Genomic DNA, 19401 nt, shown 5'->3' on the forward strand with positions numbered 1-19401 from the left:
GAAAGTAGATAGAACCCATAGGTTGAAAAACCGAGCCGCCCTGGACACAACGGCCGGGGCGTCGCGGTGCGTGGGGGGCGTCGTGGGTTGTCGTGGGTCTGCCGTGCGCCGGACGCCGACACGCCGGGCCGCACCGAGGCGCCCTGCATTGTCATCGCCCCTGACCTGCTCTATCCTGCCCGCACCGAACCCACCGCGATCGTTCCGGCCGCGGTGACGTGCACCAACCAGAAGGGCACCCCGTGGCAAAGACCAAGAAGGACTCCGGCGCGCACGCCGCTCTGAGCGTGCGCGAGGGGGAGGAGGCCTGGACGGCCGAGGAGCTGGCCGAGGTCCGCGCCGAGCTGGAGGCCGACGAGACGCGCCTCTCCGCAGAGGTCGACGAGGCCGAGCAGGACCTGGTGGAGCTCATGCGCAGCTTCGGCGACGGGGCGGGGGACGACCAGGCCGACGCCGGCGCAGCCACCTGGGAGCGGGAGCACGAGCTGTCGATGACCGCCAACGCCAAGGCGCTGCTCCTGCAGACCAAGCACGCGCTGGAGCGGATCGACCAGGGGAGCTACGGGGACTGCGAGTCCTGCGGGACGCCGATCGGCAAGATGCGGCTCCAGGCCTTCCCCCGTGCGACGCTATGCCTGACATGCAAGCAGAAGCAGGAACGCCGCTGACCACCGATCACCCCGCGCCGCCGCAGGCCAGGCGCCGCACCGGCCTGGCGCTGGGGCTGGCCCTGGCCTGGCTGCTGGCCGACCAGGCCACCAAGATCTGGGCCGAGCGGGCGCTGGCCGACGGCAGACCGGTCCAGGTCATCGGCGATCTGCTCCGCTGGCACCTCACCTACAACTCCGGCGCCGCGTTCTCCCTGGGCACCAGCAGCACCGGGATCCTCACGGCGCTGGCGACCGTGGTCTCGCTGATCATCATCTGGCAGGCGGTGAAGGTGCGCAGCCTGCCCTGGGCGATCGCTTTCGGGCTCTTGCTGGGGGGAGCGGTCGGCAACCTGGTGGACCGCTACTTCCGCGATCCCGCGCCCGGCCTCGGTCACGTGGTCGACTTCATCCGCCTGCCCAACTTCCCGATCTTCAACGTCGCGGACATCGGGGTGACGAGCGGGGCGGTCCTCATCGTCCTGCTCGCGCTGCGCGGGGTGAACCCGGACGGGACCAGGGGAGCGGCGCAGGGGCAGGAGCGTCCGTGAGCGGCAGCCGGACCTTCATGGTGCCCCCGGACCTGGACGGGGAGCGGGTCGACGCGGCGCTGGCGCGGTTGCTCGGGCTGTCGCGGTCCAAGGTCGCCGACCTCGCGGCCTCGGGGCACGTCCAGGCCGACGGGAAGCCGCTGGGCAAGAGCGACCGGTTGATCGGCGGCACCCTCGTCGACGTCGAGCTGCCCCCGGTCGGGCCCCCGCCCGGTCTCGAGGTCGTGGCCGAGCCCGTGGAGGGCATGCGCATCGTCTACGACGACACCGAGATCGTCGTGGTCGACAAGCCGGCCTACGTCGCCGCCCACCCGAGCGTCGGGTGGTCGGGTCCGACGGTGGTCGGGGGACTGGCCGGCGTGGGCTACCGCATCTCCACCTCCGGGGCGCCGGAGCGGCAGGGGATCGTGCAGCGCCTGGACGTCGGCACCAGCGGCCTGATGGTGGTGGCCAAGTCCGAGCGGGCCTACACCGTGCTCAAGCAGGCCTTCCGCGACCGCGTCGTCGACAAGACCTACCACGCCCTGGTCCAGGGCCTGCCCGACCCGCACGAGGGCACCATCGACGCCCCGATCGGGCGGCACACCGGCCACGACTACCGCTTCGCCGTCCGCCGTGACGGCCGGGAGAGCGTGACCCACTACCAGCTCCTCGAGGCGCACCGGGCCGCGAGCCTGCTCGAGATCGAGCTCGAGACCGGCCGCACGCACCAGATCCGCGTCCACTTCTCGGCGCTGCGCCACCCGCTGTGCGGCGACCTCACCTACGGCGCCGACCCGGTGCTGGCCAGGCGCCTGGGGCTCGAACGGCAGTGGCTGCACGCCGTCCGGCTGGGCTTCGACCACCCCGGCAGCGGGGAGCGGGTCGAGTTCGAGTCGGCCTATCCCGCCGACCTCGTCGAGGCGCTCGAGCGCGTCCGCGCCTGACGTGACCTGACCTGACCTGACCTGACCTGGGAGGATCTCCCAGGGTGAGGGAGGCCGCATACCGTGTCGGTGGGTCGAACTAGGATCATGCCGTCGCCCGCCCACCCCCTGCCCCGGAAGTAGGCCATGGAGAACTTCGTCCACCTGCACAACCACACCGAGTACTCCATGCTCGACGGTGCAGCCCGGATCGACGAGCTCATGGCGGCCGCCGCCGAGCAGGGCATGCCGGCGCTGGCGACCACCGACCACGGGTTCATCTTCGGCGCCTACGAGTTCTGGAAGGCCGGCAACAAGCACGGGGTCAAGCCGATCATCGGGCTGGAGGCCTACGTCACTCCCGGCACCCACCGCAGCGAGAAGATCCGGGTCAAGTACGGCGACGGCGGCCGCGACGACGTCAGCGGCAGCGGCGCCTACACCCACATGACGCTGCTGGCCCGCAACAACAACGGCATGCACAACCTCTTCCGGCTGGCCTCGCTGGCCTCGCTGGAGGGCTACTACTTCAAGCCGCGCATGGACCGCGAGCTGCTGGAGACCTACGGGCAGGGGATGATCGCCACCACCGGCTGCCCGTCCGGGGAGATCCAGACCCGGCTGCGGATGGGGCAGTGGGACGAGGCGATCCAGTACGCCTCCGACATGCGCGACATCTTCGGCGAGGACAACTACTACCTCGAGCTGATGGACCACGGCATCGACATCGAGCGGGTCGTGCGCCAGGACCTGCTCAAGCTGGCCAAGGAGCTCTCGCTGCCCCTGCTGGCCACCAACGACCTGCACTACACCCGCCAGGCCGACGCGGACGCCCACGGCGCCCTGCTGTGCGTCTCGACCGGCTCCCAGCTCAGCGACCCCAACCGCTTCAAGTTCGACGGCGACGGCTACTACCTCAAGACCGCCGAGGAGATGCGCCACGTCTGGCGCGAGCTGCCCGAGGCCTGCGACAACACCCTGCTCGTGGCCGAGCGGTGCGAGGTCTCCTTCACCGAGGGCGAAGGGCGCTACATGCCGCGCTTCCCGGTGCCCGAGGGGGAGGACGAGACCTCCTGGTTCATCAAGGAGGTGGAGGCCGGGCTGCAGCGCCGCTTCCCCGAGGGGGTCCCGGACTACGCGCGCAAGCAGGCCGAGTACGAGACTGAGGTCATCGTCGGCAAGGGCTACCCGGGCTACTTCCTCGTGGTCGCCGACTTCATCAACTGGGCCAAGAACAACGGGATCCGGGTCGGCCCGGGCCGTGGCTCCGGTGCCGGCTCGATGTGCGCCTACGCGATGGGCATCACCGACCTGGACCCGATCCCGCACGGTCTGATCTTCGAGCGCTTCCTCAACCCCGAGCGCCAGTCGATGCCCGACTTCGACGTCGACTTCGACGACCGGCGCCGCGGCGAGGTGATCCGCTACGTCACCGAGAAGTATGGCGACGACCGGGTGGCGATGATCGTCACCTACGGCACGATCAAGGCCAAGCAGGCGCTCAAGGACGCCTCCCGGGTGATGGGCTATCCCTTCGCGATGGGGGAGAAGCTGACCAAGGCGATGCCGCCGGACGTCATGGGCAAGGGCATCTCGCTGGCCGGTGTCCAGGATCCCGAAGACAAGCGCTACCACGAGGCCCAGGAGTTCCGCGAGGTCCTGGCCGAGGACCCGCACGCCGCCGAGGTCTTCGAGACCGCCCGGGGGCTGGAGGGCCTGAAGCGGCAGTGGGGCGTGCACGCCGCCGGCGTGATCATGTCCAGCGAGCCGCTGATCGACGTCATCCCGATCATGCGCCGCGAGCAGGACGGCCAGATCATCACCCAGTTCGACTACCCCAGCTGCGAGTCGCTGGGTCTGGTCAAGATGGACTTCCTGGGGCTGCGCAACCTCACCGTCCTCGACGACGCGATCGCCAACATCAAGGCCAACCGCGGCGAGGACATCGACCTGGACGCGCTGTCCAAGGACATGTCCGACGAGAAGACCTACCAGCTCCTCTCCCGCGGCGACACCCTGGGCGTCTTCCAGCTGGACGGCAACGGTATGCGGCAGCTCCTGCGCCTCATGCAGCCGGACAACTTCGAGGACATCTCCGCGGCGCTCGCGCTCTACCGCCCCGGCCCCATGGGGGTCAACGCGCACACCAACTTCGCGCTGCGCAAGAACGGCAAGCAGGAGATCACCCCGCTGGACCCGCAGCTGAAGGGCAAGCTGCAGCCTGAGATGGAGGCTGCCCTCGAGCCGATCCTCGGAGTGACGCACGGTTTGGTGATCTACCAGGAGCAGGTGATGGAGATCGCCCAGAAGCTGGCGGGCTACACCCTGGGCAACGCCGACCTGCTCCGCCGGGCGATGGGCAAGAAGAAGAAGGAGGTGCTCGACGCCGAGTACGTCCCCTTCTCCGACGGGATGAAGGCCAACGGTTACACCGAGGAGTCGGTGGCGGCGCTATGGGGCGTCCTGGTGCCCTTCTCCGACTACGCCTTCAACAAGGCGCACACCGCCGCCTACGGGCTGATCTCCTACTGGACCGGCTACCTGAAGGCCAACTACCCGGCTGAATACATGGCGGCCCTGCTCACCAGCGTGGGCGACGACAAGGACAAGACCGCCCTCTACCTGGCCGAGTGCCGCCGCCTCGGGATCTCCGTGCTCCCGCCGGACGTCAACGAGTCGATCGCCACCTTCGCCGCCGTCGGCGACGACATCCGCTTCGGCCTGGCGGCCATCCGCAACGTCGGCCGCAACGTCGTGGACGGCATCGTGCGGGCGCGCGAGGACAAGGGCGCCTTCACCACCTTCGAGGACTTCCTGCGCAAGTCCCCGGCCGTGGTCTGCAACAAGCGCACCATCGAGTCCCTCATCAAGAGCGGTGCCTTCGACGGGCTGAACCACCCTCGCCAGGGCCTGGTCAGCGTGCACGAGCGCTATGTCGACGCCCTGGTCGACGAGAAGAAGCAGGAGGCGATCGGGCAGGACAGCCTCTTCGCCGGGTTCGGCTTCGGCGACGACGGCGGGGACGACGCGGGCGTGCAGATCGTCACGCTGCCACCGGTCCCGCAGATCGAGTGGGAGAAGACCGCGCGGCTGGCCTTCGAGCGAGAGATGCTCGGCCTCTACGTCTCCGACCACCCCCTCAACGGCATCGAGCACATCCTGGCCCAGCACGCCAGCGCCTCGATCCTGGAGCTGATCGGCGAGGACGGCGTCAAGGACGGAGACTTCGTCTCGGTGGCCGGGCTGATGACCAACGTCCAGCTCAAGCGGACCAAGAACGGCGACCCCTACGCCCGGCTCAGCGTCCAGGACATGGCCGGCTCCATCGACGTCGTCTTCTGGCCCAAGACCTACATGACCATCTCCACGATGCTGGCCGAGGACACGGTCGCGGTCATCAAGGGACGGCTCAAGAAGGGCGACGACGGCGCCGAGCTGCTGGCCAACGAGCTCATGCTGCCCGACATCAAGGCCGGCCCCCGTGGCCCCGTCGTGCTGGCCATGCCGCTGTCGCGGGCCACCGACGGCCTGGCCCACAAGCTCAAGACGGTGCTGGCCAACCACCCCGGCAGCACCGAGGTCCACGTCGAGCTCGACCAGCCCGGTCGCAAGGTCCGGATGCGCCTCGACGAGACCCTGCGGGTGACCGCCTCCCCAGAGCTCTACGGCGACCTCAAGGCGCTCCTGGGCCCGCACTGCATCTCGAGCTGAGGGGGTGGCGGGAGCCCTGGCAGCGGGGCAGAACGCGCCTGGGCGGATGCCGCATACCGGGGCCGGGCAGGTAGCGTTGGAAAGGTGACCTCCGCCGACCGTCCCGCACCGCCCGTCGCCGACCACCGCGACATCGTCCGCACCCACCACGGGGAGGACGTGACCGACTCCTTCGAGTGGCTCCGCGAGAAGACCAACCCCGAGGTGATCGCCCACCTGGAGGCCGAGAACGCCTACACCGAGGCGATGACCGCCCACCTGGACGGGCTGCGCGGTCGCATCTTCGAGGAGATCAAGGGCCGCACCCAGGAGACCGACCTGTCGGTGCCGGTGCGCCACCGCGACTGGTGGCACTACACCCGCACGATCGAGGGCGAGCAGTATGCGGTGCACGCCCGGATCGCGGTCGGCGACGCTCCCGACCGGCCCGTCCTGGACCCGGGCGTGGTCCCCGAGGGCGAGCAGATCCTGCTGGACGGCAACGCCGAGGCGCAGGGTCAGGAGTTCTTCTCCCTGGGCGTCTACGACGTCAGCGCGATGGGGGAGCGGCTGGCCTACGCGGTCGACAACAGCGGCGACGAGCGCTTCGACCTCAAGATCAAGGACCTGAGCACCGGCGAGATCATCGACGACGCCGTCACCGGGATCGGCTACGGGCTGGCCTGGTCGGCCGACGCCTCGACCGTCTTCTACACCCGCGTCGACGAGGCCTGGCGGCCCTACCAGGTCTGGCGGCACGTGGTCGGCTCGCCCGCCGAGGAGGACGTGCTGGTCTTCCAGGAGGACGACGAGCGCTTCTGGATGGGCGTGGGCACCTCCCGCGACGACCGGCACATCGTCATCGGCCTGGGCAGCAAGAACACCTCCGAGTTCCGCCTCCTGTCCGCCGAGGACCCGACCGGTGAGTTCCGCGTCGTGGCGCCCCGCGAGGAGGGCGTGGAGTATGACGTCGAGCCCGCCGGCGACAACCTGTGGATCGTCCACAACCGCAACCACCGCGACTTCGAACTCGCCGTCGCGCCGCTGACCTCCACCAGCGCGCAGGACTGGGTGACCGTCCTGGACGGGGAGGACGGCGTGCGGGTCGGCGGCGTCGACGCCTTCTCCGGCCACCTGGCCGTGGCGCTGCGCCGCGACGGGCTGACCCAGGTCCAGATCCTGCCCCTGTCGGCAGCCGGCCGCCCGGTCGGGCGCGGCTACCAGGTCCCGGTGCAGGAGGAGGTCTACTCGATCGAGACCGGCAGCAACCCGACCTACGACACCGAGACCCTGCTCGTGGTCATCGAGTCCCTCGTCACTCCCAGCAGCATCTACGAGCTGGACCTGGCCAGCGGCGAGCTCGCGCTGCTCAAGCGCGCTCCCGTGCTGGGCGGCTTCGACCCCGACGACTACCAGCAGCACCGGCTCTGGGCCACCGCCGAGGACGGCACGCGCATCCCGATCTCGCTCGTGGCCCGCAAGGGAGCGACCCCGGACGGCACCAACCCGGGCCTGCTCTACGGCTACGGCTCCTACGAGATCTCCATCGACCCCTACTTCTCCGTGTCGCGCCTGTCCTACCTGGACCGTGGCGTCGTCTACGCCATCGCCCACGTCCGCGGCGGTGGCGAGATGGGTCGCGGCTGGTACGAGCAGGGCCGGATGGAGCACAAGCGCAACACCTTCACCGACTTCGTGGCCTGCGCCGAGGAGCTCGTCTCCTCCGGCTGGGTCGCCCCCGACCGGCTCGCCGCCGAGGGCCGCTCGGCCGGCGGCCTGCTCATGGGCGCGGTCCTCAACCTGGCGCCGGAGCGCTTCCGGGTCGTGCACGCAGGCGTGGCCTTCGTCGACGCGCTGACCACCATCCTCGACCCGACCCTGCCGCTGACGGTCGGGGAGTGGGAGGAGTGGGGCAACCCGGTCGAGTCGGCCGAGATCTACCAGCTCATGCGCGGCTACACCCCCTACGAGAACATCCGGGCGGTCGACTACCCGGCGATCCTGGCGACCACGGGCCTGAACGACACCCGCGTGTTCTACGTCGAGCCCGCCAAGTGGGTGGCGCGCCTGCGCGAGACGGTCACCAGCGACCCGGTGGAGCGTCCGATCCTGCTCAAGACCGAGATGGTCGCCGGCCACGGCGGCAAGACCGGTCGCTACGACGCCTGGCGCGAGACGGCCTTCGAGATCGCCTTCATGGTCGACCAGCTCGGCGCCACCGAGCCGGTCGGCTGACGCGGGCCGCGACATGGCGCGCGGGGGCTCTGCGGACACCTGCACCTTCTGCCGGATCGCCTCCGGCGAGGAGCAGGGGTATGTGGTGCTCGACCTCCCCGACGTCCTCGCCTTCCTCGACACCCGGCCCGTGTTCAAAGGCCATGTGCTGGTCGTCCCGCGTCGGCACGTGGTCACCCTGACCGACCTGCCCGACGAGCTGGTGCAGCCGCTCTTCACTGCCGCCCGCTCGGTCGCCTCCGCGGTCAAGGAGGCGCTCGGCGCCCAGGGCTCGTTCGTGGCGATGAACAACACCGTCAGCCAGTCGGTGGCCCACCTGCACGTCCACGTGGTGCCCCGCACCAAGGGCGACGGGCTTCGGGGCTTCTTCTGGCCGCGCGTGAAGTATGCCGACGGCGAGGCCGAGACCTACGCTGCCCGGCTGCGGGAGGCGCTCGCTACGCTCGAGGCATGAACGAGTCGCGCCCCACCGTCGTCTTCGTGTGCCAGTCCAACGCCGGGAAGTCGCAGATGGCCGAGGCGCTGCTGCGCCAGGTCGTCGGTGACGAGGTCGAGATCCACTCCGCCGGAACGCGTCCCGGCACGGACATCAACCACGAGTCCGAGGCCGCGCTGGCCGAGATCGGTGCCGACATGTCCGGCGGCACGCCCAAGGGCGTCGACCCCGAGCTGCTCCGCCGCGCCGACCGCGTGGTCGTTCTGGGGGAGAACGCCCAGCTCGAGCCGGTCGACGGGCAGCGCGCCGAGATCGAGCGCTGGGTCACCGACGAGCCCAGCGCACGCGGCGTCCACGGGCAGGAGCGGATGCGCCTGGTCCGCGACGACATCCGCGCGCGGGTGCAGCAGCTGGCCGCCGAGCTCGGCCTGGGCTGAGCGAGAGGGTGCGTGGCCACCAGGACTGCTCCCGGTGGCCACGCACTCTCATGACATCAGCCGACGTGCCTCGTCAGACGACGCTGCCTCGGACGTCGCTGCATCAGATGTCGAAGTACATCTCGAACTCGTGCGGGTGCGGACGCAGACGGATCGGGTCGACCTCGTTCTTGCGCTTGTAGTCGACCCACGCGCCGAGCAGGTCCTCGGTGAAGACGTCGCCCTCGGTCAGGTAGGCGTGGTCCTCCTCGAGCGCGTCCAGCACGGCCGGCAGCGAGGTCGGCAGCTGGGCGATGTCGTCCAGCTCCTCCGGGGGCAGCTCGTAGAGATCCTTGTCCACCGGCTCCGGCGGCTCGATGCGGTTGCGGATGCCGTCCAGACCGGCCATCAGCTGGGCCGCGAAGGCCAGGTAGGGGTTGGCCGAGGGGTCGGGCACGCGGTACTCGATGCGCTTGGCCTTCGGGCTCGACCCGGTGATCGGGATACGGACGCAGGCCGAGCGGTTGCGGGCCGAGTAGACCAGGTTGATCGGGGCCTCGAAGCCGGGCACCAGGCGGTGGTAGGAGTTCATCGAGGGGTTGGTGAAGGCCAGCAGCGAGGGGCCGTGGGCCAGCAGGCCACCGATGTACCAGCGGGCGATGTCGGACAGGCCGCCGTAGCCGTTCTCGTCGTAGAAGAGCGGCTCGCCGTCCTTCCACAGACTCTGGTGGGTGTGCATGCCGGAGCCGTTGTCGCCGAAGAGCGGCTTGGGCATGAAGGTCGCGGTCTTGCCGGCGGCCCAGGCGCTGTTCTTGATGACGTACTTGAACTTCATCATGTCGTCGCCGGAGTGCAGCAGGGTGTTGAAGCGGTAGTTGATCTCCTGCTGGCCGGCGGTGCCGACCTCGTGGTGTGCACGCTCGACGTCCAGGCCGACGGCCGCCAGGTCCAGGACCATCCGGTCGCGGATGTCGGCGAAGTGGTCGACCGGCGGCACGGGGAAGTAGCCACCCTTGAAGCGGGGCTTGTAGCCGCGGTTGCCGCCCTCCTCGGCGCGCCCGGTGTTCCACGCCGCCTCGATCGAGTCGATGTGGTAGTACCCACCGGAGGGACCGGTGCCGAACCGGATGTCGTCGAAGACGTAGAACTCGGCCTCCGCCCCGAAGTAGGCGGTGTCGGCGATGCCGGTCGAACGGAGGTACTCCTCGGCCCGACGGGCGATCTGGCGCGGGTCGCGCTCGTAGGGCTCGTCGGTGAACGGGTCGACGATCGAGAAGTTCATGATCAGCGTCTTCTCCACCCGGAAGGGGTCGAGATAGGCCGTCTGCGGGTCCGGGATGAGCTTCATGTCGGACTCGTGGATCGACTTGAAGCCGCGGATCGAGGATCCGTCGAACATCTGGCCGGTGTGGAACGCGTCTTCGTCGAAGCTGGCGGCGGGCACGTTGAAGTGCTGCATGACACCAGGCAGGTCGCAGAACCTGATGTCGATGAACTTGACGTCCTCCTTCTTGATGAAGGCGAGGACCTCCTCCGCGTTGCTGAACATATCTCCTCCATGGGGCCTGTGGCCGGTTGCGCCTTAGACAGTACGCCGGGCGCGTTAACGCTCCGTCACCCGGGTGTTTCGATCATGTTTCGCGACAGTGCACGGATTACGCTGGGGCGGTGACCATCCCCGAGACGCACCAGGGCCAGGCCATCGGCCTGCCCGCCGCCGGCCCCGGGGCCGTCGCGCCGCTCGGGCGGCGCTTCCTGGCGATCCTCATCGACTGGGCGATCTGCCAGCTGATCGCGATGACCTTCTTCGGTATGGAGTGGGGCCGGGCGAGCGGTCTGACCGCCTTCGCGCCGCTCATCATCCTCTTCGTGGAGAACCTCCTGCTCGTCACCACGCTCGGCACGACGATCGGGCACCGGCTCGTGGGCGTCAGGGTCGTCACCGTCGGCACGCCGGACCAGCCCCCGCAGCCGGCTCGGTCCGCGGTGCGTGCGCTGCTGCTCTGCCTGGCCATCCCGGCGATCATCATGGACTCGGACATGAGGGGCCTGCACGACAAGGCGGCACGCACCGTCGTCGTCCGGGCCGGCTGACATGAGCCGGGGCGGGGAGGGCAGACGCCGTATCGATCTGGGCCGCCCCGACCGTGAGCTCGTGCTGCTCGTGGCCGGCCTCGCGGTCAAGGCCGCCCTGCTCGTCCTCGCCGTGCGGGGACCCGGCTGGGCGGCACTGGTGGCCGCACCGGCAGCCCTGCCCCTGGCCACCCTGGCCCTCGCTCCCGGGCTCCTGCTGCACGGCCGCCGCCGCACCGCATACCTCCTCCTCTCGGCGACGGTGATCTCCACCACCCTGCTGGCCGACCTGGTCTATGCCCGGGCGTTCGGGCGGCTGCCGAGCATCACCATGCTGACCTCCGGGGCGTCCTACGAGGGGCTGGGATCCTCGGTCCTGGCGCTCCTGCGGCCCACCGACCCGCTCTTCTTCCTCGACGTGGTCGTCGTGGCGCTGCTCGCCCTGCGGCGCAGGAGGAAGCTGCGTGCGGTGTCTCCGGTGAGGCTGCGGCTGCGGCGCGCGGTGGCCGTCGCCGCGACCTGCGCGGCGCTGTTCGTGGGGCAGGTCCTGACGCTCACCTCGGACCCGAACGACCGGCTCTCCTGGCTCTCCCCGCTGGGCTTCCACGTCTACGAGGCCTATGGCGAACTGGTCGACACCAACCGGGAGCTGGAGCCGGAGGAGCGGGCGCAGGTCGAGCGATGGTTCGAGCGCAACGCCACCTTCCACGCGCCGGCGCCGGAGCACGCCGAGCTCTTCGGGGCGCTGGCCGGGCGGGACGTCTACGTGGTCCAGGTGGAGTCGATGGAGGAGTTCGTCCTGGGGCTGGAGGTCGAGGGGCAGGAGGTCACGCCCTTCCTCAACTCGCTCCTGGCGGACAGCCTGCACTTCACCGACGTGGTGCAGCAGACGCGCGACGGCAACACCTCCGACGCCGAGCTGATGGTCACCACCGGCCTCTACCCGCTCGAGCGGGGATCGGCCTTCCTGCGCTTCCCGGACAACGACGGCTACACGACCCTGCCCGGGCTGGTCGCTGGGCAGGGCTACCGGACCCTGGCGATGCACGGTGACGGCGCGACCTTCTGGAACCGCGACCGGGTCTATCCCCGGCTGGGCTGGCAGGACTACGTCTCCGAGGAGGACTTCGCCAGCGCCCCGCAGGTGGGGATGGGGATCGCCGACAGCGCGATGTTCGACCAGGCGCTGCTGGAGCAGGGCAAGGGTGAGGGCCCGGTGCTCATGCACCTCATCGGCCTGACCTCGCACACGCCGTTCGAGCTGCCCGAGGACCTCCAGGAGCTGGACCTGTCGGCCGATGACATGAGCGCGCACTACCTGCAGTCGATGCGCTACGTCGACAGCGCGCTGGCCGACTTCTACGCCGGGCTGGAGGAGCGTGGCCTGCTGGGGCGGTCGGCCATCGTGGTGCTGGGTGATCACGAGGGCATCCACAAGTACGCCATCGGCAAGGTCACGGTGCCCGATAACCACGAGCGGCTGCCGTTCGTGGTGCACGCGCCGGGCGTCACCGACGCAGCCTCCGATGCGGCAACCGGCGGGGGAGCGGGGCAGGGCGGGACGGCGCGTGGGGGAGCGGGGCAGCGGATCGACACACCGGGCGGGCAGGTCGACATCATGCCGACCCTCGCCTATCTCCTGGGGGTCCCGGAGGCGGACTATGCCGATGCGGTGATGGGCCGCAACCTGCTGCGGGAGGGGTCCGGCTCGGGGATCAGCTCCGAGGGTGTCTTGAGCGAGGGAGTCGACGGGGTGGAGCAGCTGCGGACGGCCTACGAGGTCGCCGACCTGGCGTTGACGAGCACCTGGTTCGTGCGGGAGCCCGAGACGGAGGAACCGCGCTGAGGATCAGCGGCCGCGCAGGGCCTTGCGGCTCATGCGAGGAGCCCGGGTGGGGTCCATGCCCGCGGGCACCTGCTGGGCGCGGGTGCGGGCGATGGCCTTGAGCCGCTGCTGCACGGCCAGCGCCTCGTCGTTGCTGATCTTCCGGGGCAGCTTGCGCAGGGTGCGGGAGACCTGGCGCAGCGGCAGGTCACCCTCGCCGGCACCGACCATGTAGGTGTGCACGGGGACCTCCTCGCCGACCACACGGGCGACCTTGCGGCGCTCGGAGGTGAGCAGGCGCTGGGCCGCCCCCCGCGGGCCCTCGGCCAGCAGGACGACGCCGGGCTTGCCGACGGCGCGGAAGACCATCGCGGCGTTGTGCAGGTCGCGCATGCCCCGCATGGTGCCGCCGGCCTCCGCGGCCACCGGCTCCTGGTCGTAGAACCAGCCGCGGCGCAGCTGGCCCAGTGCGGCGGTGGAGGCGCCGGGAGTGTTCTCGATCTGGGCGAAGGCGGCCTTCTCCGCGCGCCGGCCCAGGACGATGACCGCGGCCAGGATCGCCAGCGGGATGCCCAGGATGAGCATGTAGACCAGCTGGTTCCAGAGCAGACCGATGACGACGGCGACCAGCAGGACGGCCAGCGCGGCCAGCAGCATCCACCACACGGAGGCCGGGTCGGCCTTGCGCGTCATGGCGAAGACCTGACGCATCTGGGCGATCCGCCCCGGGTTGTTGGGGTCCTTGACCTTCTTGGTGCGGCCGAAGAGGCCCTTCTTGGGCGTGGTGCCGGTGCTGCTGGACATAAGGATCAGGATACGTGGGCGGCGGCGGTTTCCTGGCCTCGGCCACGCTGCCCCTCGCTCGTCGGGGGCGTCTCGATGAGCGAGGCGGCCTCCTGGCGGGCCGGGATGCCCGCCTCGGCCTGGGCGGCCAGGTGGGAGAGGTTCTCCGGCACGGGCCGGCCCAGCTTCTTCATGGCGGTCGCGTAGAGCTTGCCGGCGCGGTAGGAGGAGCGCACCAGCGGCCCGGCCATGATGCCCTTGAAGCCGATGCCCTCGGCGACCTTGCTCCAGTGCACGAACTCCTGCGGCTTGACCCACCGGTCGATGGGGTGGTGCAGCGGGGAGGGGCGGAGGTACTGCGTGATCGTGATGATGTCGCAGCCGGCGTCGTGCAGGTCGCGCAGCGCCTGCTCGATCTCGTGGTCCTCCTCGCCCATGCCCAGGATGAGGTTGGACTTGGTCACCAGCTCGTCGTCCCGGGCCATCGACAGCACCCGCAGCGACTTGTCGTAGGTGAAGGCGGGGCGGATCTTCTTGAAGATCCGCGGGACGGTCTCCAGGTTGTGGGCGAAGACCTCCGGGCGGGCGTCGAAGACCTGCTGGACCAGCTCGGGGACTGCCCCGAAGTCGGGCGGCAGGATCTCCACGCCGGTGCTCGGGTTGAGCTCGTGGACCTTGCGGATGACCTCAGCGTAGAGCCAGGCCGCCCCGTCCTTCTGGTCGTCGCGGGCCACGCCGGTGATCGTCGCGTAGCGCAGGTCCATGGTGCGGATCGACTCGGCGACCTTGCGCGGCTCCTCCATGTCCAGCGGGCCGGGGCGGCCGGTGGCGATGTCGCAGAAGTCGCACCGGCGGGTGCAGATGTCGCCGCCGATGAGGAAGGTTGCCTCGCGGTCCTCCCAGCACTCGAAGATGTTGGGGCAGCCGGCCTCCTGGCAGACGGTGTGCAGCCCGCCGGACTTCACCATGGAGTGCAGCTCGCGATACTCCGGGCCCATCTTGGCGGTGGTCCGGATCCATGACGGCTTGCGCTCGATCGGGGTCTCCGCGTTGCGGGCCTCGACCCGCAGCAGACGACGGCCCTCTGGTGCGACGGTCACTGGTGCTCCCTTGCAAGACGATGGACGGCTCGGACCAGCCTAAGCCCGGCGGCGGGTATGCGGCTCCTCGGGTGGGGTGCACGCGTGCACCCGGGTGCGCCACCGCATACCGGAGAAGGCCCGCAGGGCGTGCCGTCAGTCGATGTCGGAGCGGGTGAACCGGACCCAGCCGAGGACGGCCACGGCCAGCAGGAGCACGGTGAGGACGAGGACGCCGTGGGTGAGCGTCAGGGTGTGCACGACGGGGACGCACTCGACCATGCCCGGGCCGCCGCAGCTCTGCGGCCAGGTCTCCCAGCGGGTGCCGTCGTGGATCACCGCGGAGAGGTTGCGGCCGAGGGAGTAGCGGGTCAGGAAGCCGAAGACCATCGAGAGCATCCCCTCGACCAGCACGAGATAGCCCACCATGAGGCCGATGACCAGGCCGCTGTGCTTGAGCACGAAGGCCGCCGCGGCGCCGAAAGCTCCGGCCGCGACGACGAGGCCGAGGATCCGCGCGAGCATCCAGAGCAGGTCGCTCCACTGGTCCGCGGAGAGGCCCTCGTCGATGTTGAACCACCGGAAGACGGCCGGCACCCCGACGAACACCGTGAGCAGGCCGACGAGCCCGACCGGGATGGCCGCCAGCGCGGGTGCGATCAGCTTGGACAGGTAGACCGGGGTGCGGCGCGGCTCGAAGGTGAGCCAGCTGCCCATCGTGCGGTGGGCGAACTCGGCCGCGACCGCGGTGGAGCCGATCGCCAGGGCGACGAACATCAGCGGGTAGGCCAGCACCCCGAAGAGCTGGGTGAACTGGTCGAAGAGGGAGGGCATCTGCCCGTAGAACTCCTCGATCGTGGGCAGCTGCATCTGCTCGCACCCGAAGTCGACCTCATGACCGCTGCGCTCGGACTCGTACCTCTCGTCGAGCTTGCACTGCTCGATCTGCTCGTCGAAGCCGTCGACCATCTGCTGGTACTGCTCGTCCAGCCCGGCCCGGGCCTGGTCGATCTGCCGGGCCTGGGTGAAGACTCCCGCGACGGTGACCGCACCGATGGCGAGGGCGGCCAGGATCCCCAGGATCAGGAGCCTGCGCGCGGTGAGCCGGGCCAGCTCGACCTTGATCAGCCGCATCACGGGCGCCCACCCCCCTCGACGGTGGGGTGATCGGCGGTAGGCCGGTCGGAGGTCGCCATCGGCAGCCCCTCGCCCTGGGTGAGCTCGAGGAAGATCTGCTCCAGACCGCGTCGGCTCGGGATGAGCCGGTCGACCCACAGCCCCTGCTGACCCAGCAGCCGGGTGATCTCCGCCGGCTGGGCGCCGGTGACGACGAGCCTGCCGGAGGCGCCGCGGTCGAGGTCCTCAAGCGCCTCGGCCGCGTCGTGGCCGCTGCGGTGCGGCTGCCACCGGGCGTCGAGGCCGGCCTCCCGCAGGATCCGGACGGCGGCGCCGGGGTGGGCCACGCCGACCTCGACCGTCTCGCCGCCGGCCCCGATGAGGCCGGCGACCGAGCCCTGCGCCAGGACCCGTCCGCGGCCGATGATCGAGACCGTGTCGGCGATCTGCTCGACCTCGGAGAGGATGTGGCTGCTCACCAGGACGGTGCGCCCCTGGTCGGCCAGCGTGCGCATGGTGCGCCTGATCTCGGAGATGCCCGCCGGGTCCAGCCCGTTGGTGGGCTCGTCGAAGATGAGCAGGTCGGGGGACTTCAGCAGCGTGGCCGCGATGGCGAGACGCTGCTTCATACCCAGGGAGTAGGCGCGGAAGTGGTCCTTGCTGCGGTTGCCGAGGCCGACCTCGTCCAGGACCTCGCCGACCCGGGTGCGGGGCGTGCCGATGGCGTCGGCCAGCAGGGTGAGATTCTTCTGCGCGCTGAAGGTGGGGAAGAACTTGGGCGACTCCACGATGGCGCCGACCCGTCCGACGACGTCGGGCAGCCGCTGCGGCACGGGGGTGCCGAAGATGTGCATGGTGCCGGAGTCGGCGCGGGTCAGCCCCAGCAGCATCCGGATCGTGGTGGTCTTGCCCGAGCCGTTGGGCCCGAGGAAGCCGTGCACGCCACCGGCCGGCACGTCGAGGTCGAGACCGTGCACCGCCACCCGCCGCCCCCGGACACCCCTGAACGTCTTGCGCAGCCCCCTCGTGGCGATCGCCAACCCCCCGTCGGCCGCCACCGCGACGCTCATCCGGCGCGCGCTTCCTCGAGCCGGGCGTCGGACGTGGCGTCCAGCACCTGCTCCAGGTGGGAGATGGCCAGCGGGAGCACCTCGGCGACGGTCACCGGGCGGCCCAGCTCGAGCGTGAGCGAGGTGACGCCCGCGTCGGGGATGCCGCAGGGGATGACCACGTCGGCCCAGCGCAGGTCGCAGTCGCAGTTGAGCGAGAAGCCGTGCATCGTCACGTCCTGGCTGACGCGGATGCCGATCGCGCCGATCTTGCGCTCGGGCCGACGCTCGTCGGCGGCCACCCAGACCCCGGAGCGGCCCTCCACGCGCATCGTGTCCAGCCCCAGATCGGCGCAGACGCGGATCATGACCTCCTCGAGCCGGCGCACGTGGGAGACGACGTCGACGGGGGAGGGCAGGTGCACGATCGGGTAGCCGACCAGCTGCCCCGGGCCGTGCCAGGTGATCTTGCCGCCCCGGTCCACGTCGATCACGGGCGTGCCGTCCAGCGGCCGCTCGTGCGGCTCGGTGCGCTTGCCGGCGGTGTAGACCGCGGCGTGCTCGAGCAGCAGGACGGTGTCGGGCAGCTCGCCGGCGACCACCCGGGCGTGGACCTGCTTCTGGTGGTCCCACGCCTGCTGGTAGTTGACGAGATCGGGGTCGAAGCCCAGGTGCTCGAAGCGCATGCGGTCACTGTACGCGCGCCCTGTGGACAATCGCAGCCACCCGACCGCGAGTCCTGGCACGGTTGGACCTGGGAGGAGAGGTGATCATGCAGGATCGACCGCTGGCCGCCGGGGCGCGGCCCAGGGTTCCGGGGTATGAGGTGCTCGCGCCGCTGGGGGAGGGTGCCACCTCGCGGGTCTGGCGCGCCCGTCGGGAGGTGGACGGGCTCGGCGTGGCGTTGAAGGTGGTGCGCCCGGCCGCCGGGAAGGTCGAGGCCGGGCTGCGCGAGGCCGGGCTGCTGGCGCGGTTGCGGCACACCCACCTGGTGCACCTCTACGACGTGGTGCCGGTGCCGGACCTGGCGACCGGTCGCACCGTGGGCGTGGCCCTGGCGATGCAGCTGGCCTCCGGCGGCTCGCTGGGGCAGCTGCTGGCCAGGCGCCGGATGCTCTCGCCGGGGGAGGTGGTGACGGTCCTGTCGCCGATCTGCTCGGTGCTGGCCGAGCTGCACGGCGAGGGTGTGGTCCACGGCGACCTGTCCGTGGGCAATGTCGTCTTCCTGGACGACGGGATGCCCCTGCTCGCCGACCTGGGTGCCGGCCGGATCGTCGGCGACCGTCGGGGCGAGCTGCACGGGACCGACGCGGCGTCGGGGATGGTGGCCCCCGAGGTGCTGGAGGGCTTCGCCCCGGGGCGGGAGGCTGACGTCTACGCCGTCGGGGCGCTGGCCTGGCTGTGCCTCGTGGGAGAGCCGCCGGGCCCCGCCTTCGCCCGACCCCCGTTGGCCGAGCGGTCGCCCGAGCTGCCGGAGGCGATGGTGCAGGTCGTGGAGCAGGCACTCGCGGCCGCGCCGGAGGACCGGCCGGACGCGGACGAGATCGTCGCGGCGCTGGCCGGGGCCGCGCGGCCCGAGCCGGTGGAGGTGGCCCCCGACACCGACCCGGTGCACGGCCTCACCGAGCGGCTGCGCCAGCAGGCCAGGGAGGACGCCGAGGATGAGCCCGCCGCACCGGTGGGGGCGTGGGGCCGGCTGCGCTCGCGGCTCGGTCGCGCCCCGTCCCCACGACGGGCCGAGCACCGTCGACCTCCGGGCGAGAAGCCGCCCGGCGCACACCGGGCCCGCCCGGACTCCCGCTCCGGCCCCCGTGGCGGCCCCCGTGGCGGCCCCCGTGGCGGCGGATCGGGGAGAGGAGTCCTCGTCGGGGCGCTCGTCGGCCTGGCGGCGGTGCTGTCCCTGGTGCTGGCCGGCCTGGGCTCCGGGCTGGTGCCCACGCCATGGGGTGCATCTGCGGCGCCCTCCGCGCCCTCGGCGCCGCAAGAGGTCGCGGCCGCCCCGCCCGCCGCGCCAGTCCCGGAGCCTTCAGGCGCTGACCCGTCGGCGACGACGTCGGCCCCCACGGCCGGACCCGACGCCTCGGCGACGACCTCCGACCCCACGGCCGGACCCGACGCCTCGGCGACAACCTCGTCCCCCGAGGAGGCGGACGTCGTCGAGCTCCTGCAGGCTCTGGTCGACGTCCGCGGAGAGGCGTGGGAGCAGGCGGACGCCGAGCGTCTGACCGCAGCGATGGCCCAGGGCTCACCCGCGCTGGTGGCCGAGGCCCGGGACCTGGGCGACGTCGTCGCCTCCGGCGTGACCTATCCCGATGTCACCTTCCGGGTGGAAGGGGCCTCGGTGGTCGACAGCGGTGCGGAGCAGGACCGGATGACCGTGGAGGCGGTGGTGAGCAGGGCACCCCTGGTGGCCTACGACCAGGACGGCCGACGCTCGCACAGCCCGATGCGCACCGACGAGGTGGTCATCGTGCTGGCCAAGGACGGGGGTTCGTGGCGGCTGTGGTCCTGGGACCTGCCCGGCGCCCCCGATGGCTGAAGCTGCCCCCGGTCGTTGAGGCTGCCTCGATCGTTGAGGCTGCCCCATCGTTGAGGC

Annotated in this window: 16 protein-coding genes; 10 read left to right on the plus strand and 6 right to left on the minus strand. The window is 70.8% G+C overall.

Annotation, left to right across the window (positions count from 1 at the left end; all coding sequences use genetic code 11):
* Nucleotides 1-242: 242 nt before the first annotated feature.
* From ACTMMA_RS07875 to ACTMMA_RS07905, 7 genes are all read left to right on the plus strand, one after another.
* Nucleotides 243-668 carry a TraR/DksA family transcriptional regulator gene (locus ACTMMA_RS07875; RefSeq protein WP_441189568.1) on the plus strand — a complete coding sequence of 142 codons (426 nt, stop codon included), beginning with the start codon at nucleotides 243-245 and terminating at the stop codon, nucleotides 666-668.
* Nucleotides 641-1198, plus strand: coding sequence for a signal peptidase II (gene lspA / locus ACTMMA_RS07880; protein ID WP_441189569.1), 558 nt, complete (start codon nucleotides 641-643; stop codon nucleotides 1196-1198). The genes ACTMMA_RS07875 and lspA overlap by 28 nt, the downstream gene beginning before the upstream one ends.
* 17 nt (nucleotides 1199-1215) lie before the next feature.
* Complete coding sequence (locus ACTMMA_RS07885) at nucleotides 1216-2124, plus strand: RluA family pseudouridine synthase (protein ID WP_441189667.1); 909 nt, start codon at nucleotides 1216-1218, stop codon at nucleotides 2122-2124.
* Nucleotides 2125-2250: 126 nt separating this feature from the next.
* The gene (gene dnaE, locus ACTMMA_RS07890; protein WP_441189570.1) at nucleotides 2251-5814 is read left to right on the plus strand and encodes a DNA polymerase III subunit alpha; all 3564 of its coding nucleotides are present in this window, start codon (nucleotides 2251-2253) and stop codon (nucleotides 5812-5814) included.
* Nucleotides 5815-5898: 84 nt separating this feature from the next.
* Nucleotides 5899-8028, plus strand: coding sequence for a S9 family peptidase (locus tag ACTMMA_RS07895; protein ID WP_441189571.1), 2130 nt, complete (start codon nucleotides 5899-5901; stop codon nucleotides 8026-8028).
* Between the two features lie 13 nt (nucleotides 8029-8041).
* Complete coding sequence (locus ACTMMA_RS07900; RefSeq protein WP_441189572.1) at nucleotides 8042-8482, plus strand: HIT family protein; 441 nt, start codon at nucleotides 8042-8044, stop codon at nucleotides 8480-8482.
* The gene (locus ACTMMA_RS07905) at nucleotides 8479-8901 is read left to right on the plus strand and encodes an arsenate-mycothiol transferase ArsC (RefSeq protein ID WP_441189573.1); all 423 of its coding nucleotides are present in this window, start codon (nucleotides 8479-8481) and stop codon (nucleotides 8899-8901) included. Before ACTMMA_RS07900 ends, ACTMMA_RS07905 begins: the two co-directional genes overlap by 4 nt.
* Before the next feature lie 103 nt (nucleotides 8902-9004).
* On the opposite strand, the gene glnA is transcribed toward ACTMMA_RS07905, so the two are convergent.
* Complete coding sequence (gene glnA, locus ACTMMA_RS07910; RefSeq protein ID WP_441189574.1) at nucleotides 9005-10429, minus strand: type I glutamate--ammonia ligase; 1425 nt, start codon at nucleotides 10427-10429, stop codon at nucleotides 9005-9007.
* A 119-nt stretch (nucleotides 10430-10548) separates the two neighbouring features.
* Here glnA and ACTMMA_RS07915 point away from each other — a divergent pair, with 119 nt between their 5' ends.
* Together ACTMMA_RS07915 and ACTMMA_RS07920 are read left to right on the plus strand one after the other, a co-directional pair.
* Nucleotides 10549-10974, plus strand: coding sequence for an RDD family protein (locus ACTMMA_RS07915; protein ID WP_441189575.1), 426 nt, complete (start codon nucleotides 10549-10551; stop codon nucleotides 10972-10974).
* Nucleotide 10975: 1 nt separating this feature from the next.
* A complete protein-coding gene (locus ACTMMA_RS07920; RefSeq protein WP_441189576.1) occupies nucleotides 10976-12799 on the plus strand; it encodes an LTA synthase family protein in 1824 nt (607 codons plus the stop codon).
* 3 nt (nucleotides 12800-12802) lie between these two features.
* Here ACTMMA_RS07920 and ACTMMA_RS07925 read toward each other — a convergent pair whose 3' ends face one another.
* The 5 genes from ACTMMA_RS07925 to lipB all read right to left on the minus strand — a co-directional run bounded on the left by ACTMMA_RS07925 (nucleotide 12803) and on the right by lipB (nucleotide 17491).
* Complete coding sequence (locus ACTMMA_RS07925) at nucleotides 12803-13582, minus strand: DUF4191 domain-containing protein (protein ID WP_441189577.1); 780 nt, start codon at nucleotides 13580-13582, stop codon at nucleotides 12803-12805.
* Between the two features lie 5 nt (nucleotides 13583-13587).
* Nucleotides 13588-14661 (minus strand): lipoyl synthase, encoded by a 1074-nt coding sequence (lipA, locus tag ACTMMA_RS07930; protein WP_441189578.1) that lies wholly within the window; start codon nucleotides 14659-14661, stop codon nucleotides 13588-13590.
* Nucleotides 14662-14796: 135 nt separating this feature from the next.
* Nucleotides 14797-15774, minus strand: a complete 978-nt coding sequence (locus ACTMMA_RS07935) for an ABC transporter permease subunit (protein ID WP_441189579.1) — start codon at nucleotides 15772-15774, stop codon at nucleotides 14797-14799.
* Nucleotides 15774-16826: an ABC transporter ATP-binding protein gene (locus tag ACTMMA_RS07940; protein WP_441189580.1), complete on the minus strand. Its 1053-nt coding sequence runs from the start codon at nucleotides 16824-16826 to the stop codon at nucleotides 15774-15776. The genes ACTMMA_RS07935 and ACTMMA_RS07940 overlap by 1 nt, the downstream gene beginning before the upstream one ends.
* The gene (gene lipB / locus ACTMMA_RS07945; RefSeq protein WP_441189581.1) at nucleotides 16823-17491 is read right to left on the minus strand and encodes a lipoyl(octanoyl) transferase LipB; all 669 of its coding nucleotides are present in this window, start codon (nucleotides 17489-17491) and stop codon (nucleotides 16823-16825) included. Before lipB ends, ACTMMA_RS07940 begins: the two co-directional genes overlap by 4 nt.
* Nucleotides 17492-17577: 86 nt before the next feature.
* Here lipB and ACTMMA_RS07950 point away from each other — a divergent pair, with 86 nt between their 5' ends.
* Nucleotides 17578-19344, plus strand: a complete 1767-nt coding sequence (locus ACTMMA_RS07950) for a serine/threonine-protein kinase (RefSeq protein WP_441189582.1) — start codon at nucleotides 17578-17580, stop codon at nucleotides 19342-19344.
* Nucleotides 19345-19401: the final 57 nt, after the last annotated feature.

This window comes from Ornithinimicrobium panacihumi (assembly GCF_052073805.1).
Lineage (GTDB): Bacteria > Actinomycetota > Actinomycetes > Actinomycetales > Dermatophilaceae > Ornithinicoccus > Ornithinicoccus panacihumi.